This window comes from Stenotrophomonas maltophilia, assembly GCF_013464915.1.
Classification (GTDB): domain Bacteria; phylum Pseudomonadota; class Gammaproteobacteria; order Xanthomonadales; family Xanthomonadaceae; genus Stenotrophomonas; species Stenotrophomonas maltophilia_AT.
The window spans coordinates 70537-87925 of sequence record NZ_RAVT01000014.1; the positions used below are offsets into that span (position 1 = coordinate 70537).

General features: G+C 67.6%; 8 protein-coding genes. 6 read left to right on the forward strand and 2 right to left on the reverse strand.

Annotated features, from left to right (window positions below):
• The first annotated feature begins 186 nt into the window (after positions 1-186).
• On the forward strand, positions 187-6270 hold the full coding sequence (locus D7T59_RS05725; RefSeq protein ID WP_180851490.1) for a CshA/CshB family fibrillar adhesin-related protein: 6084 nt from the start codon (positions 187-189) through the stop codon (positions 6268-6270).
• Positions 6267-9956 carry a TonB-dependent receptor gene (locus tag D7T59_RS05730; protein WP_180851489.1) on the forward strand — a complete coding sequence of 1230 codons (3690 nt, stop codon included), beginning with the start codon at positions 6267-6269 and terminating at the stop codon, positions 9954-9956. Before D7T59_RS05725 ends, D7T59_RS05730 begins: the two co-directional genes overlap by 4 nt.
• 65 nt (positions 9957-10021) lie before the next feature.
• Here D7T59_RS05730 and D7T59_RS05735 read toward each other — a convergent pair whose 3' ends face one another.
• Together D7T59_RS05735 and D7T59_RS05740 are read right to left on the reverse strand one after the other, a co-directional pair.
• Positions 10022-10381, reverse strand: a complete 360-nt coding sequence (locus D7T59_RS05735; RefSeq protein ID WP_106549663.1) for a response regulator — start codon at positions 10379-10381, stop codon at positions 10022-10024.
• The gene (locus D7T59_RS05740; protein ID WP_407070864.1) at positions 10371-11534 is read right to left on the reverse strand and encodes a two-component system sensor histidine kinase NtrB; all 1164 of its coding nucleotides are present in this window, start codon (positions 11532-11534) and stop codon (positions 10371-10373) included. Before D7T59_RS05740 ends, D7T59_RS05735 begins: the two co-directional genes overlap by 11 nt.
• Before the next feature lie 151 nt (positions 11535-11685).
• Here D7T59_RS05740 and D7T59_RS05745 point away from each other — a divergent pair, with 151 nt between their 5' ends.
• Genes D7T59_RS05745 through D7T59_RS05760 form a run of 4 tightly spaced genes read left to right on the forward strand, consistent with a single transcriptional unit; the run spans position 11686 to position 17310 of the window.
• Complete coding sequence (locus D7T59_RS05745) at positions 11686-14784, forward strand: response regulator (protein ID WP_180851488.1); 3099 nt, start codon at positions 11686-11688, stop codon at positions 14782-14784.
• The gene (locus D7T59_RS05750) at positions 14781-15605 is read left to right on the forward strand and encodes a CheR family methyltransferase (protein WP_126928054.1); all 825 of its coding nucleotides are present in this window, start codon (positions 14781-14783) and stop codon (positions 15603-15605) included. The genes D7T59_RS05745 and D7T59_RS05750 overlap by 4 nt, the downstream gene beginning before the upstream one ends.
• On the forward strand, positions 15605-16180 hold the full coding sequence (locus tag D7T59_RS05755; RefSeq protein WP_164136720.1) for a chemotaxis protein CheB: 576 nt from the start codon (positions 15605-15607) through the stop codon (positions 16178-16180). Before D7T59_RS05750 ends, D7T59_RS05755 begins: the two co-directional genes overlap by 1 nt.
• Entirely contained in the window at positions 16177-17310 is a 1134-nt protein-coding gene (locus D7T59_RS05760) for a hybrid sensor histidine kinase/response regulator (RefSeq protein ID WP_180851487.1), read from the forward strand. The genes D7T59_RS05755 and D7T59_RS05760 overlap by 4 nt, the downstream gene beginning before the upstream one ends.
• Positions 17311-17389 lie beyond the last annotated feature (79 nt).

Genomic DNA, 17389 nt, shown 5'->3' on the forward strand with positions numbered 1-17389 from the left:
CAGAACACGTAGTTGCGTGCGTCGCCGGTGCCGGGATTTCGTCCCAGGTCACCCATTGAACTTCGGCCCGTCTGCGGGCTGAGCGGGGAAATCAACATGTGGCAGTCGACGACGTCGCGCATTCGCGCGGGCGGTGGATGCGTTCATCCCGGAAAAAACCTGCAGTACCTGCACCCCGGTCGCTGGATGGCGGCTGGCCTGTTGCTGCTGCTGGCGATGCTGGCGCCTTCGATGGCGTGGGCTGCAGCCTATGCCACCGGCGGCAGCAGCCCGTATCGCAACACCGTGCTGTGGTTGACCTGGGGCGGCGGCGCCAATGGCGTGAACAACGTCGTGCTGAACGACGGCGCGACGTCGTCCATCGACATGCCCGTGGCAGCGGGGGTGAACCTGCGCGTGGACTGCCGGTTGAACACCGCCGAAACCAACGTGCTGCGCAGCTATCGTCCCGGCAACTTCGGCGGGGACAGCCTTGACGATCTGTACAACATCGGGGGCACCGGCACCAGCAACCAGTTGATTGCCGGCATCGCGCGCGCCAGCGGCACCTCCAACTTCAGCATCACCTGCACCTCGACCCTGGGCGGGGCGCCCTACCGCCTGCGCGGCGTGGTGATGGCCGACGCCGAATCGATCAACAACAGTGGTGAGTTCGTCGAAGCCAGTGCCCAGGGCACCTGGAACGTGGTGGAGGTTCGCAAGAACCTGGCCAATGCCACCCCCTATCTGGTGAACAAGTCGACCAGCGGTGGCAACCAGGTGATCCGCTTCGGTCCCGGCAACGACGACAACACGGCGGCCGTTACCTTCCTCAGTTTCGACAATGCCGCACACGCGCCGGGCAACCTGGCGGTGAACATGGGCTTCTCGATGCGCGGCGGCGGTACCACTGCCATCGCCATCGGCCTGCTGGTGCCGTATGCCGACTTCGGTGACGCCCCGCAGAGCTACGGCGATGCGATGCACGTGGTGGACGATCTGCAGTTCCGTTCCGATGGCATTCCGCAGGGCGCCAGCAACTTCAACATCAACACCGCCGGTTACACGCCGGGTGGGCTGGCACCACCGCTGACCGATTTCCTCGGCAGCCTGGGCCCGGATACCGAACAGAGGAGCAGCTACAGCGCCGACGCACTGGGTGATGACAACTTCCCGCAGGCGGGTAGCCGTGAGGAAGACGCGTGGCCGACCAGCTACCGGTTGACGGTGATGCAGGCCGGCACGCTGATCACCCAGGCAGTGGCCTGCGTGGGCAATGGCAGCGTCGCCGGCTGGATCGACTTCAACCGCAATGGCCAGTTCGATGCGAACGAACGCAGTACAACCGCGGCCTGCAGTGGCGGACAGGCCAACCTGGGCTGGACCGTGCCCAGCGCGGTCAGCGCAGGTACGAGCTATGTACGGCTGCGCTACTCCACCGTTGTGGCGCAGATCCAGGACCCGACCGGCGTGGCCGATGACGGCGAAGTGGAAGACCACCGCATCACCATCACCGCGCCGTCGCTGAAGGTGGTCAAGGGCAACAACGCCACCGGTGGCATCTGGAACTACGGCCAGGCCGGTACCCAGTACACGCTGACGGTGAGCAACACCAGTGATGTGCCCACCGGCAATCCGCCGAATGTCCCGGCCGGTGCCATCGTGGTGCGCGACCAGCTGCCGGCCGGCATCGTGCCCAACTGGACAGGCACACATGCAAGCGGCAGCTGGAGTTGCACGGCCAGCGGCCAGGATGTCACCTGTACCAGCAGCCAGGTGTTGGCCGCAGCCGGCAGCCCCGGCTCCAGCTCGGCGTTCACGCTGCCGGTGACGGTCACCGCGGCTGCGACCGGCGTGCTGACCAACCATGCCAGCGTCGGCGGCGGCTACGATCCCTTCAACAATGGCACTCCGCCGGCACCGGGCAGCAGCTGCACCGACGCCGACCATTGCACGCGCAGCGACGTGACCGTGCCGGTGACGCGGGTGGGCTACGCCAAGCGTTCGAACACCACCGGCCCGGTCGCGGTAGGCGCGACCGTGAGCTACACGGTGGATGTCACCGTGGCCGACGGCAACACCCGCGATGTGCTGACCTTCACCGACACCCTGGGCACCGGCCTGGATTTCGCCAGCGTCAGCAGCCCCGGTGCATTTACCTGCAACGCGGCCAACCCGCTGGTGTGCACGCTGCCGGCAGGCACGGTGCCGGGCACCTACAGCCTGAGCTACACGGCCACGGTGAATGCGCAGGCCAGTGGCCAGGTGATCAATACCGTGGTCGGCACGGGTACTGACACCCCTACCTGCAGCAGCAACTGCACCACCACCACGCCCGTGGCGGCACCGCGCATCTCGGTCTCCAAGGCCAGCGGCACCGCCGGTCCGGTCGCCATCGGCGACAGTGTTGCCTACACCGTGACGGTGCTGGTGGCAGACGCGCGCACCACGGCGGTGACCACGCTGACCGACACGCTCGGCACCGGCCTGGACTTCGGCAGCGTCACCAGCGCGGGGAGCTTCAGTTGCACGCCAGGCAATCCGCTGGTCTGCACGCTGCCGGCCGGCACCGTGCCGGGCAGCTATGCGTTCTCGTACACCGGCGTGGTCAACGCGCAGGCCAGCGGCCAGGTGCGCAATGCGGTGGTGCCCAGCGGCACTGACAACCCCTCCTGCGCAGGCAGCTGCGATACCACCACGCCGATGGCCGCCGCGCAGGTGGTCTACGCCAAGCAGGCCTCCACCGGCGGCCCGGTACGGGTCGGTGACCGCATCGACTACACCCTGACGGCGACGGTGACGCGTGCGCGCACCAGCGCCGTGGTCACCTTGACCGACACGCTGGGCAACGGCCTCGATTTTGCTGGTGTCAGCAGCGCAGGCATCTTCACCTGCAACGCCGCCAATCCGCTGGTGTGCACGCTGCCGGCCGGCACCGTGCCTGGCACCTACAGCCTCACCTACGGCGCCACCGTCAACGCGCAGGCCAGCGGCAGTGTGCGCAATGCCGTGCTCGGCAGCGGCACCGACAATCCGTCGTGCAGCGTGAACTGTGACACCACCACCCCGGTGGCGACGCCGGGCGTGAGCTATGCCAAGTCGGTGAACAGCACCGGTCCGGTCGCGGTGGGCGATCGCCTGACCTACACCCTGACCACGGTGGTGACCAATTCGCGCACCACCGATGTGGTGACCCTGACCGATACGCTGGGCACCGGCCTGGACTTCGGTGCGGTGACCAGCGCGGGTGCCTACACCTGCAATGCCGCCAATCCGCTGGTCTGCACCCTGCCGGCTGGTACCGTGCCGGGCAGTTACAGCCTGACCTACACCGCGGTGGTGAACGCACAGGCTACCGGCCAGGTCACCAACGCCGTGCTCGGCAGCGGTGGCGACAACCCATCGTGTACCGCCAACTGCGGCACCAGCACGCCGGTGACCGGCAGTGCGATCGACTATCGCAAGACCTCGGCCGCGGCCGGTTCGGTGAAGGTGGGTGACAGCATCGCCTACACACTGACTGCAGTGGTCAGCAACTCGCGCACCACGGCGGTGTTCACCCTGACCGACACGATGGGACCCGGCCTGGACTTCGGTGCGGTGACCGCCAGCCAGGGCTTCAGCTGCAATGCCGCCAATCCGTTGGTGTGCACGCTGCCGGCCGGTACGGTGCCGGGCACCTACACGGTGGACTACACCGCGCGGGTGAACGCGCAGGCCAAGGGCAGCGTCAGCAACGCGGTGCTCGGCAGTGGCACCGGCATCAACACATGCACCAGCAACTGTGGCACCACCACGCCGGTGCTGTCGGCGGTGGTGACCTACCGCAAGCAGTCGAGCACCGTTGCCCCGGTTGTCGTGGGCAATGCGGTGGACTACAGCGTGGAAGTGACGGTCGCCAACTCGCAGACCCTCGATACGCTGACCCTGACCGATACCCTGGGCACCGGTCTGGACCTGCAGTCGGTTACCCAGCCGGGACCGTTCACCTGCAATGCCAGCAATCCGCTGGTCTGCACGCTGCCGGCCGGCACTGCGCCGGGCACCTATACGCTGGGCTACCGCGCGCTGGTCAATGCCCAGGCCAGCGGCAGCGTACGCAATGCCGTACTCGGCACCGGCGGTGACACGCCCACCTGCAGCGGCGACTGCAGCACCGAGCACGCGCTGGCCGAACCGCGCGTGGTTCTGGAGAAGCAGTCCGGACCTGCCAGCGGCACCGAAGTGCGACCGGGCGACCGCCTGCGCTACACGCTGGTGGCCACGGTCGAGCGCGCTGCGCTGCGGCGTCCGCTGCAGCTGGTGGATACGCCCGATGCGGGCTTGAGCATTGAGAGCCTGCCGGCCGGCTGCGTCCAGCAGGGACCGGAAATCGTCTGCACGGTGCCGGCAGGTAGCGCCATCGGTCGCCACGAGTTCGCCTACCAGGCCGTGGTCAACCAGGAGGCCCGCACCGAGGTGCTGAACCGGCTGCGGGGTCAGTATCCGGACGGCTCGCCGCCGCCGGACTGCACAACCTGCGAGACGCGCCACAAGGTGGTGTCCGATTTCGCCCTGCGCATCACCAAGACCGCCAGCCCGCGACGGGTGAAGGTGGGCGACCTGGTGCGCTACCAGCTGGTGGTCGAGAACGTGGGCGGCAGCCATTGGCGTGACGGCATGGTGGTCGACACACCGCCGCCGGGCTTCAGCTATGTCGATGGTTCGATGCGCGTGGCTGACGATGACGGCGCGTTCGCGCTGGCCAGCAGCCAGTCGCCGTTGCGCATCGGTGCCGTGGACATCGCGGTGGGGCGCAGTGCCACCATCACCTACCTGTTGCGGGTGGGTGCCGGTGTGCGCGCGGGCAACCACGTGAACCAGGCCGTGGCCACGGCTGACGATGGCAGTCCGCTGTCGAACATCGCCACCGCCGAGGTGGCGATGGATGCCGATCCGCTGCTGGAAGACAGCCTGGTGTTCGGCACTGTGTTTGATGATCGTGACGGTGACGGCTGGCAGGACAGTGCCGAGCTGAGCGGCGTGCGTGTGCAGGGTGGCTTCGCCGCTTCGGCCTACGTACCGGGCTCGACCACGCTGGATCGCGGCGACGGCCCGCAGCCGTTGGCCGATGCCAGCGCGCCGCTGCTGCATGGTGTGCAGATTGGCGTGGTGCACGGCCGCGCGTCCACGTCCGACTCCGCTGAGTCGCATCAGGTGGTGCTGCGTCAGCGCCTGCGCGAACTGTCCTTCAGTGATGACTTCATGCTGGAAAGCGCGCAGGGCCATCGCCTGCGGATGGACGCGCAGGGCGCCACGCGGGTGGAGCGCAGCGGTGAGGCCGGCAAGGGCCTGACCGCCGCCGAGCCGAGCGTGCGACGCGAGATCGCCCGTGTTGCCGAGGGCTACGAAGTGGCCTACGTGATCGGCAACGAAGGCATCCAGGAGCAGGGCATCCCCGGTGTGCGCCTGGCCACGGTGGAAGGCCTGCTGGTCGAGACCGATCCGTTCGGGCGCTACCACCTGGCGGACGTGCACGGTGGTGACGCGCGCCTGGGCCGCAACTTCATCATCAAGCTGGACCCGGCCACGCTGCCGGCCGGTGCCGAACTGAGCACCGAGAATCCGTTGCTGCGTCGTGTCACCCAGGGCGTACCGACCCGCTTCAGCTTTGGCGTGCGCCTGCCGCCGTCGCCGCAGGCGGGCGCCGAGCGCATGGAGATCGCGCTGGGCGAGGTGCTGTTCGCGCCTGGCAGCAGCGAGCTGCAGGCCAGCTATCGGCCGGTGCTGAAGAAGATGGCCGAGGTGGTGGATCGCTACCAGGGCGGCGACGTGGTGATTGCCGCCAACGGCGAAAGCCAGGCACTGGCCTTCGCCCGCGCTGCGGTGGTGCGCGATGCGCTGCAGGCCGAGGTTGCGGAAAGTGCCCGTGCGGGCCTGACCGTGCAGCTGCGCACCGACGTGCGCGATCCGCACTCGCTGCTGGCCGGTGTGGATGCCGGTGGCGCACTGCTGGGCAACGTGCTGTTCGACACCGACAAGGCCACCGTACGCGATGAGTTCAAGCCGTTGCTGGCCGCCATCGCCGCGCGCCTGGAAACGCTGGGCGGTGGCCAGGTCAGCCTGGTTGGTCACACCGATGTGCGCGGCAGCCATGCCTACAACCAGGCGCTGGGCCTGCGTCGTGCAGACGCCGTGTTCGAGGCGCTGCGCAGCCAGCTCAGCCCCGCCGTGCAGCAGCGCCTGCGCGTTCGCAACGAGGAGAGCGCCGCCACCCGTGCGGCCGCCCGCCAACAGGAGGCCCGCCGATGAGCGCGCATCACTCTGCCGCCCGCCGTGCGGCCCGCCTGCCGCGCGCCGCGCTGTATCAGGCCCTGCTGCTCGGCCTGGCCGGTGCCACCCAGGCCGCGCCGCCCGCCGCCGAGCCGGCGCCGATCCGTTGTGACGGCACCCAATGCAACGCCGAGGGCGAACTGTTGTTCAGCCTGCGCTCGCGCAGCTACGACGAACCTGTTACCGAGGGCACCTCGACGCGTTCCAGCTCGCAGGCCCTGCAACCGGACCGCCGGGTCAGCGTGGCGATCGATGAGCCGGGCAAGGCCACGGTGCGCGGTGAGTTCATGATCCGCCTGCCGGAAGGCGGCGCGATCTGGGCCACCGAAGATCCGGCGATGGGCCAGCCGGAACTGTCGGTCTCCGCACCGGGCATGGTTGCCTTCGACGAAGGCCGCATCGTGCGGCCGGTCGAGTTCTACGTGCGCGGCAACTACACCGCTTTCATCCAGCGCCTGGAAGTCAGCGTCTACCGTGGCAGCGACACGGATCGCGTGGCAGCACTGGCGACGTTCGAACTGCCGGTGGCCGCCGTTGCCCAGGGCGTGTGGGATGGCACGTTGCCGGCCTCGACGCCGCTGCGTCGCGGCGACCGCCTGGTCTATGTGCTGCGCGCCTTCGATGCCGAGGGCAATGTTGATGAAACCACCGCGCAGTCGATGCAGCTGGTGACGCCGGCGGAATTCGAGCGCGGCAACCAGCAGTTGCGTGACGCGCTGGAAGACCGCCGCGGTACTTCGGTGGATGCCAACCAGGCAGCGTCGTTGTCACTGTTGCAGCAGGTGTTCGATGGCAATGGCCTGCGCCAGCAGAACATCCCGGTATATGGCTCGCGGGTGCGCCTGCGTGGCCGCGACCTGCCGCTGGGGGCGTCGCTGAAGATCAACGGCGACAGCTACCCGCTGGACCAGGACCGCAAGTTCGCCGCCGAGTACCTGATGCCGATCGGCCATCATGCGTTCGACGTACGCGTGGAGCGGCCGGATGCACCGGCGATCGCGCGCACGCTGGAGGTCGATGTCAGCGGCCAGTACCTGTTCGGTGTCGGCCTGGCCGATATCACCGTGTACCAGAACAAGGCCAGTGGGGCAGGGCAGGACCTGGCCCGCGGCGAGCGCAACGATGATGTGCTCAGCGATGGCCGCCTGGCGTTCTACCTGAAGGCCAAGACCCGCGGCCGTTACCTGCTGACCGCGCAGGCCGATACCCAGAACCGTCCGCTGGATGAGTTGTTCACCGGTTTCACCACGGCCGATCCGCGCGACCTGTTCCGCAGCCTGGACCCGGACCTGTACTACCCGACCTACGGTGACGACTCGTTGACCCAGCGCGATGTCGACAGCATGGGCCGCTTCTACCTGCGCATGGACTGGGACAAGAACCAGGCGTTGTGGGGCAACTACAACACCGGCCTGACCGGCACCGAATACGCGCAGTACGTGCGTTCGCTGTACGGTGCGGCACTGTCGTGGCGCTCGCGCGGTGCCAACGCCTGGGGTGATGCGCGCAGCGAGCTGCGCCTGTTCGGCTCACAGGCCGAGACCGCGCCGGGCCACAGCGAGTTCATCGGTACCGGCGGCAGCCTGTACTACCTGCGCCATGCCAGCATCCTCAGTGGTTCGGACCAGGTGGTGCTGGAAATCCGTGACCGCACCACCGGCCGCGTCGAGCAGCGCGTGCCGATGGTGCGTGGTGCCGATTACGAGATCGACGCCCTGCAGGGTCGCATCCTGTTGACCCGGCCGCTGGCCCAGGTCAGCCGCGAGAACCTGCGCCGGATCAGCCGCGACGTGCCGCTGGACGGCTATGAGCAGCGACTGATCGTGGACTACGAGTGGGTGCCGACAGGCTTCGACAGCGACGACATCACCGCCGGGGTGCGCGGCAAGCACTGGTTCGGCGATCACGTGGCCGTGGGCGCCACCTACGTGGACGAGCAGCGCTCCGGCCAGGACTATTCGCTGAAAGGCGCGGACCTGACCCTGCAGGCCGGGCGTGGCACCTATCTGAAGGTGGAACACAGCCGCAGCGAAGCCACCAGTGCGCCGGTGTTCTTCTCCGACAACGGTGGCCTCAGCTTCAGCCGCCTCAATCCGGAAGGGCCGCGTGAAGGCGAGGCGACTGCAGTGGAAGCGCGCATCAACCTGCGTGAACTGGGGTGGACCCAGCGCGACTGGAGTGCCGGTGCCTGGTGGCGCCAGGTGGATGGCGGCTACTCGGTGGGCCGCTTCGACACCGGTCAGCGCGTGCGCGAGCAGGGCGCCGAGCTGCTCGGCTACGTGACCGACGACTTCAGCCTGTACGCGCGCTACAGCGAGGCCCGCCGTGGCAATGCGTCGTTGATCCAGGCGCAGGCCACCGCCGAGTGGCGGATCGGCGAGAACGACCGCCTGTCGGCTGAGCTGCGTCGCGTGCAGGAAGACCGCGGTGCGGGCGGCAACGTGGCCGGCGTGCTGGCTGCGGCGCGCTACACGCACCGCATCGGTACTTCGCTGGATGTGTACGGCGGTGGCCAGCTGACCGTCGACGACGACCATGGCCGTTACGCCGACAACGATGCGGTGGTGGCCGGTGGCACCTGGACCTTCGCCAACCTCTCCACCGTCGGTGCTGAAGTCTCTGATGGCGACCGTGGCACCGCCGCGCAGGTCAATGCCGAGTACCGGCTGACCCCGCAGCACAGCTTCTATGGTGCCTTCACCCAGTCCACCGACCGCAGCGAGTACGACCCGTTGTTCAGCCCGAACGCCCAGGATGGCTGGACCCTGGGCCAGCGCTGGCGGTTGTCCGACCAGGTCAATGTGTTCAACGAGAGCCAGTTCCTGAAGTCCGGGCAGGAGTCCGGACTGGCACACACCTTCGGCATGGACTTCTATCCGGCAGTGGGGTGGAACGCGGGCTTCACGCTGAGCAACGGCAAGCTTGATGCCAGCAGTGGCCAGGTGGATCGCAAGGCGGTCAGCCTGTCCGGCGGCCGCACCGCGCCGGGCACCGAGTGGCAGAGCAAGCTGGAATGGCGTCGCGATACCGGTGCCGAGCGGCGCACGCAGTGGGTCAGCACCAATCGCCTCAGCCACCGCCTCAACGACAGCTGGCGCATCGCGGCGCGCTTCAACTATGCCGACACCGACGATGCGATCAATCCGGTGGCGGGCGCGCGCTTCATCGAAGGCAACCTGGGCTTTGCCTACCGGCCGTGGGACAACGACCGCTGGGCCTTGTTCGGCCGCTACAGTTACCTGTACGACCTGTCGACGATGGGGCAGGTGAACGGCGTGGACTACGATCAGCGCACGCAGATCCTGTCGCTGGAAGGCGTGTACCGCATCGACCAGCGCTGGGAGGTGGCGGCCAAGGCGGCGCGGCGCGAAGGCGAGGTGCGTTATGGGCGTGGCACCGGCCCCTGGTTCGACTCGGCCACCAACTTCGCTGCGGGACAGCTGCGCTATGACCTGTACTACCAGTGGCACGGCCTGCTGGAGTACCGCGTGCTGGACGTGCGCGACGGCGGCAACAGGCAGGGTTGGCTGGCCGGTGTCGACCGCGATATCGGCCGCAACTTCCGCGTGGGTGTGGGCTACAACTTCACCGACTTCAGCGATGACCTGACCAGGTTCGACTACACCCATCGCGGGTGGTACCTGAACCTGGTGGGGCGCTATTGAGGAGTGCAGCCGGGCATGGGCCCGGCGCTACAGGAGCCGGATGCCGGGCCATGCCCGGCGACGGGTCATTCCTGCCTGAGCAGCTGCACCAGCTGGCGCAGGCGATAGGGCTTGGGCAGGAACTCCACCTGCTCGGGCAGCGGCGGCAGCTGCGAACGGGCATAGCCGGACGACAGGATCATCCGTGCCTGCGGCTGTTCGCGTGCCACATGCTCGCTCAGCTCGATGCCGGACATGCCGTTGGGCATGCTGACGTCGCTGAACACCACGTCGAAACGTGCCTCCCCCTTCAGCAGGGCGGCGGCCTCATGCGCGTCGGCGGTCGTGGCCACGTCGATGCCAAGGTCGCGCAGGGCGAGGCCGATCATTTCACGCAGATCGGTCTGGTCTTCCACCATCAGTACGCGGATCGGGTCATCGGTCATGGGCAGGGTCCTCCATTGCGGGTAGCAGCAGGCTGACCGTGGTGCCGACACCGGGCGTGGTGGACACGTCGACGAAGCCGCCGCTCTGGGTAGTGAATCCGAACACCTGGCTCAGGCCCAGGCCGCTGCCTTTGCCGATGTCCTTGGTGGTGAAGAAGGGCTCGGTGGCCCGCTCGGCGATGTCGGCCGCCATTCCGTGGCCCTCATCGCAGACGCTGAGCGTGACATAGCCACGTTGCAGGGTGGAGTCCGCATCCGGGTCGAGGCGGTACTCCACTGCGGTGCCGATCAGGATGCGCCCACCTTCGAGCGTGGCGTCGGCGGCATTGGCCACCAGGTTGGCCAGCGCGGTCTGCAACTGCATCGCATCGGTGTTCACCCGTGGCAGGCCGGGTGCGAGCCGCACCTCCAGCAGCACCGCAGGCGGGCAGGCACGCTGCAGGTCCGGCAGCCCTTGCCGTACCAGCGCATTGATGTCCAGCGGCTCGCGGATCAGGGTCTGGCCGGTGCTGAAGGCCAGCAGCTGGCGGGTCAGCAGCGCGCCGCGGTCGGTGGCCGCCTGCGCAGCGTCCAGCAGCTCGGCGGCGCGCGCATCGTCACCGTTCACGCGCAGCGAAAGCAGGTCCAGGGCATTGCCGATGGTGGTCAGCAGGTTGTTGAATTCGTGGGAAAGGCCGCGGCTGAGCCGGCCGACGGTCTCGAACTGCTGGGTGTTGCGCAGTGCACGCTGGGCATCGCGCAGCAGGCGCTGTGCCTGCCACTGCTCGGTGATGTCGCGGGTGATCTTGACGAAGCCGAGCAGCTCGCCCGCCTCGACGACCGGCTCGATGACCACGCTGGCGCGGAACGAGGAGCCATCGCGGCGTACCCGCCAGCCTTCGCTGGCAACGTGGCCATGCTGCGCCGCCAGGCGGAGCAGGCGCTGTGGTTCACCGGCATCGCGGTCGTTGGCCAGGTAGAAGCGGCTGAAGTGCGTTCCTACCACTTCATCGGCTGAATAGCCCTTGATGCGTTCGGCGCCCGGGTTCCAGCTGCAGACCACGCCTTCGGGATCAAGCAGGTACAGCGCATGGTCGCGCACGCTGTCGATCAGCAGTCGCAGTTGTCGGGAAGGGTCCGTCAGCACGGACGTCGTAGAAGCGGCTGCGTCCACGTGGAAATGAGCATTACCCCTGGGAGGGACGTGAAGCTAGGCAGTGCAGTGTGAAGAGTGTGTGGAGGCGTGGCACGTGCCATTTGTCCTGTGCGGCTGAATACGACACGGAGTACCATCACCGGCCCTTTGTCTTCTGGAACCGACCTGCATGCGTCCTGGTGCGACCACGCGTGACCGCTGGATCTGGATGACCTCCGCCGTGCTGCTGGCGGCGACCATCGCCCTGGAACTGGTGATTCCATTGGGCTATGCCGTGTGGCTGGCCTATTTCCTGGCCGTGGGCGTCACCGTGTTCCAGCGCAGTGCACGCGCCCCCTTCATCGTGGCCGTGATCGCCTGCGTCCTGCTGGTCATCGGATTCAACATCGCCCCGGCCAGCTCGAATTCGGCGTTCTCGGTCGTCAACCGCAGCATCGGCGGTTGTGCGTTCCTGATGATCGCGCTGATCGTTTCCCGCGCGATCCAGGCACGCCGGGATGCAATGCGGGCGCTGTGGCTGCAGGAGGCTGAAAACGCGGTGGCGATGAGCCTGCGCGGGGACCTGGGTCCGGAGCAGATTGCCGAGGCGGCAGCCACCAGCCTGGGCGCGCAACTGGAGGCCGACGTCGGCGCCGTATACCGGCTGGACGGAGGGCGGTTGCAGCTGACCGGTGGCCTGGCGTTACCGTCCGGCATGCCGCCGTCGCTGGCACTGCAGGAGGGCGTGGCCGGGCAGGTGGCGCGGGACGAGCGCATCCGTCACCTGCAGGGCGGCGACGATGCTGCACTTGAACTGCAGACCAGCCTGGGGCGGCTGCCCGTGCGCGAGCGCATCCTGGCGCCGATCAGCAGTGACGGCACCGTGGTCGGCATCATCGAGCTGGGACGCGCCCGGACGGGTGGGCAGCGCGATCTGGATCGCGAGCTGCTGGAGCGCTGCGCCGAGACGATCGGCATGGCGCTGCGGGCCTCGCTGCTGCGCGCGCAGCTGGTTGTGCTGCTGGAAGAGTCGCAGCGCCAGGGCGAGGAACTGCAGGCGCAGCAGGAAGAGCTGCGCGTGGCCAACGAGGAGCTGGAAGAGCAGAGCCGAAGCCTGCTGCAGTCGCAGAGCCATCTGGAAGAACAGCAGGCCGAGCTGGAACAGAGCAACGTCCAGCTGGAAGAGCGCACCCATGAGCTGGAGGCGCAGAAGCAGGCGCTGCTGGTCGCGCAGTCGCAGCTGGTGCGCAACAGCAACGAGCTGGCGGCTACGTCGCGCTACAAGTCCGAATTCCTGGCCAACATGTCGCACGAGCTGCGCACGCCGCTGAACAGCTCGCTGATCCTGGCCAAGCTGCTGGCCGACAACAAGGACGGCACGCTCACCGAAGAGCAGGTGAAGTACGCCCGCGCGATCCTGTCGTCCAACAACGACCTGCTGGCGCTGATCAACGACATCCTCGACCTGTCCCGCATCGAGGCCGGCCACGTCGAGCTGGCCGACGAAGTGGTGGTGGTGGACAGCGTGCTGCAGCGCCTGCGCGAGACCTTCGAGCCGATGGCGCGGCAGAAGGGCCTGCCCCTGCAGATCGAGGCTGACGCATTGGCGCCAAGCCAGCTGATGGCCGACAGCCAGCGCCTGCAGCAGATCCTGAAGAATCTGCTGGCCAACGCCCTGAAGTTCACCGAGCACGGCAGGGTCGGCCTGCAGGTGCGCGCGGGTGGCAACGGCCGCGTCCGGTTCGAGGTCAGCGACAGTGGCATCGGCATCGCGCGGGAGCAGCTGCAGGTCATCTTCGAGGCGTTCCGCCAGGCCGATGGCAGTACCCGCCGCCGCTACGGTGGCACCGGCCTGGGCCTGTCGATCTCGCGGGACCTGGCCGAGCGCATGGGTGGCAGCATCCAGGTCGACAGTGAACCGGGTCGCGGCAGCTGCTTCATCCTGGAACTGCCGTTGCAGGGCGCGCCGGTTTCGGAACCGGGCGAAGTGCCTGCCGCCGCCTCAATAGCGCCTGCGCCGCCGATCGCTGCGCGCACCGCTGTCGCACCGACCGTTGCATCCGTGGCGCCCGTCACCGCCAGCGTGGCCGATGACCGTGGCCGTCGCCAACGCGCCGGCCGCTTGATCCTGGCCGTCGAGGACGACGCCACCTTCGCCGAAGCGCTGGTGGCCCTGGCCCATGAACTGGACTTCGACTGTGTGGTGGCCGGGACCGCCGAAGAGGCGCTGACCCTGGCCAGCGAACTGCGTCCGAACGGCATCCTGCTCGATATCGGCCTGCCGGACGTGTCCGGCCTGAGCGTGCTGGAGCGCCTGAAGCGCAATCCCGATACCCGGCATATCCCGGTGCACGTGGTTTCGGCGATGGACCGCAGCCAGGTGGCGCGCGAGCTGGGTGCGATTGGTTTCGCGATCAAGCCGACCACGCGCGAACGGCTGGTGACGGCCATCGAACAGCTGGAACAGACCAGCCAGCGCGACGTGCGGCGCCTGCTGATCGTCGAGGACGACAGCGAGCTGCGCCACAACCTGGAACTGCTGCTGGGCCGTGATCAGCTGCAGATCGTTGCAGTGGGAACGCTGGCCGGCGCGCTGGAGCAGCTCAGCACGGTCACCTTCGACTGCATGGTGATGGACCTGTCGCTGCCCGACGGCAGCGGCTACGACCTGCTCGAGCACATGGCCGGCAACGATGATGTCGGCTTCCCGCCGGTGATCGTCTATACCGGTCGCGCGCTCGGCCGCGAGGAAGAGCAGCGCCTGCGCCGCTACTCGAAGAGCATCATCATCAAGGGCGCGCGTTCGCCCGAACGCCTGCTGGATGAGGTCACGCTGTTCCTGCACAGCGTGGAAGCCAGCCTGCCCACCGACCAGCAGCGCCTGCTGCGCGAGGCGCGCCGTCGCGACACCGTGCTCGATGGCCGTACTGTTTTGCTGGCCGAGGATGACGTGCGCAACATCTTCGCGCTGTCCAGCGTGCTTGAGCCGCTGGGCGTGACGCTGGAGATCGCGCGCAACGGCCAGGAAGCGGTGGATCGCCTGGCCGAGCGCGAGGTCGACCTGGTGCTGATGGACATCATGATGCCGGAGAAGGACGGCCTGGCCGCGATGCGCGAGATCCGCGCGCAGCGCCACCTGCAGGACCTGCCGATCATCGCGCTGACCGCCAAGGCGATGCCCGATGACCGTGAGCGCTGCCTGCAGGCCGGCGCCAACGACTACATCGCCAAGCCCATCGACGTCGACAAGCTGGTCTCGCTGTGCCGGGTCTGGTGCTCGCGGCAATGAACGAACAGGCGTTGTTCGACCTGGAACTGAAGGTTCTGCTGGAAGCGCTGTACCAGCGCTACCACTACGATTTCCGCAGTTATGCGGTGTCGTCGCTGCGCCGCCGCATGCGCCAGGCGATGCAGCGCTATGAGTGCGAACGGCTGGTCGACCTGCAGTACCGGCTGCTGCACGAGCCGGACCTGTTCGCCCAGGCCATGCAGTTCTTCACCGTGCAGGTCTCGGAGATGTTCCGTGACCCCGCGTACTTCCGTGAGCTGCGCGAGCAGGTGGTACCGGTACTGCGCACCTATCCGTCGGTGAAGCTGTGGGTGGCCGGTTGCAGCACCGGTGAGGAAGTGTGGTCTCTGGCGATCCTGCTGCACGAGGAAGGCCTGCTTGATCGCAGCATCGTCTATGCCACCGACATCAATCCGGCCGCGTTGGCCACGGCCGAGGCGGGCGCCTATGGCATCGACCGGATGGCCCAGTTCAGCCGCAACTATCTGGCGGCCGGTGGCACGGCGTCACTGTCCGACTATTACGCCACGGCGTACGACGGCGCGGTGTTCGACCGCCAGCTGCGCCGCAACGTGGTGTTCGCCGACCACAGCCTGGCCACCGATACCGTGTTCTCCGAAGTGCACCTGGTGTCGTGCCGCAACGTGCTGATCTATTTCAACCGTGATCTGCAGGACCGCGCGGTAGGCCTGTTCCGTGAGGCGCTGGTGCATCGAGGCTTCCTTGGCCTGGGCAGCAAGGAGTCGCTGCAGTTCGGGTGCCACCATGACGCCTTCGAGGTCTGTTCGCGCGAGCACCGCCTGTACCGGAAGGTGGCCTGATGGCGCTGCCGGCGCGCCCTGCCGTGCTGGTGGTCGGCGCGTCCGCCGGTGGCGTGGCGGCCCTGCAGGCGGTGCTCGGTGCACTGCCGGGCAAGCTGCCGGTACCGGTACTGGCCGTGCTGCACCTGCCGCGTGACCGTACCAGCCGCATCGCCGAGGTGCTGGCGCCGTACTGCGCGCTGCCGGTGCGCGAGGCGGAGGACAAGCAACCGCTGCAGCCGGGTACGGTCACGTTCGCGCCTCCGGACTACCACCTGCTGGTGGAGGATGCCGGCACGGTGGCGCTGTCGGTGGATGCACCTGTGCTGTTCTCGCGCCCGGCCATCGACCCGCTGTTCGACTCCGCCGCCGCGGTGTTCGGTGCGCAGGTACTGGCGCTGCTGCTGACCGGTGCCAGCAGCGATGGCAGTGAAGGCGTGGCTGCGGTGCGTGCCGCCGGTGGCCGTGCCTGGCTTCAATGTCCCGAGGAGGCCGAGGCATCGATGATGCCGGCCTCCGCCCTGCAGTACGCCGGTGCCGATGCCGTGCTGCCCCTTGAACTGATGTGTCGTCGCCTGAAGGAGTTGTTTGCATGAACCTGCTGCCACCGGACCCTGCGCACTCGCAGACCCGGGTCAACCTGCTGATCGTCGATGACGTGCCGCAGAACCTGGTAGCCATGCAGGCGCTGCTGCAGCGTGAGGGCGTGAATCTGTTGCTGGCCGGTTCTGGCGCGCAGGCGCTTGAGCTGCTGCTCGAGCACGAGGTCGCGTTGGCCCTGCTGGACGTGCACATGCCGGAGATCGATGGCTTCACCCTGGCCGAGTTGATGCGCGGTTCGCATCGCAGCCGCACGGTGCCGATCATTTTCCTGACCGCCTCGCCGGACGATCCGCTGCGTGCGTTCAAGGGTTATGAAACCGGCGCGGTCGATTTCCTGCACAAGCCGGTGGCGCCGCAGGTGATCCTGAGCAAGGTCAACGTCTTCATCGAGCTGTACCAGCAGCGGCAACTGCTGAAGGCGCGCAACGAGGCGCTGGAGCGCGCGCTGAAGCTCAACGAGACGATGGCCGCGGTGCTGACCCACGATCTGCGCACGCCGCTGTCGGCGATCCTGCTGTGCACCGACAAGCTGGCGCTGGAGCTTCCGGAAGACAACGCAGGCGCGCAGCAGACGTTGCAGTACCTGGAAGCCAGCACCCTGCGCATGGCGCGGATGGTCGAGCAACTGCTGGATTTCTCGCGGATCCGCAGCGGTGGCCTGCGGCTGGAGGCCAGTGCCTGCGATCTGGCCGACGTAACGCGCGCGGTAGTGGCCGAAGCGGGCAGCGCGCATGGGATGGACCGGATCCGCCTGGACATGCAGGGAGACACGCGGCTGCAGGGTGATCTGGATCGCCTTGGCCAGGTCGCCGCCAACCTGGTCGGCAACGCGCTGACCCATGGCAGCGAGGCGACGGTGGAGGTGGATGGGCGCGACCCGCGCAGCGTGCTGCTGCGGGTCAGCAACGCCGGCAGGATCGATGACGCGCTGCTGCCGCGGCTGTTCGAACCATTCAAGGCCAGCTTCCACCAGAGCAAGGGCCTGGGCCTTGGCCTGTACATCGTCGATCAGTTCGTGCGCGCGCACGGCGGGCGCATCGCGGCGCGCAATGAGGCCGGGCAGGTGGTGTTCGAAGCCCTGCTGCCGAGACGCGCAGAAGGGCTGCCTGCAGCGGCAAACTGAATTCTTCAGGAAACATCCACGGGCACTGAGACGGACTCGTCCGCAACTGCTACCGTGGGTGTACATCTTGTCAAGGAAG

Coding starts and splice junctions, on each gene's coding strand:
- D7T59_RS05725 (WP_180851490.1), top strand. CDS start 187: ATGGCGGCTGGCCTGTTGCTGCTGCTGGCGATGCTGGCGCCTTCGATG.
- D7T59_RS05730 (WP_180851489.1), top strand. CDS start 6,267: ATGAGCGCGCATCACTCTGCCGCCCGCCGTGCGGCCCGCCTGCCGCGC.
- D7T59_RS05735 (WP_106549663.1), bottom strand. CDS start 10,381: ATGACCGATGACCCGATCCGCGTACTGATGGTGGAAGACCAGACCGAT.
- D7T59_RS05745 (WP_180851488.1), top strand. CDS start 11,686: ATGCGTCCTGGTGCGACCACGCGTGACCGCTGGATCTGGATGACCTCC.
- D7T59_RS05750 (WP_126928054.1), top strand. CDS start 14,781: ATGAACGAACAGGCGTTGTTCGACCTGGAACTGAAGGTTCTGCTGGAA.
- D7T59_RS05755 (WP_164136720.1), top strand. CDS start 15,605: ATGGCGCTGCCGGCGCGCCCTGCCGTGCTGGTGGTCGGCGCGTCCGCC.
- D7T59_RS05760 (WP_180851487.1), top strand. CDS start 16,177: ATGAACCTGCTGCCACCGGACCCTGCGCACTCGCAGACCCGGGTCAAC.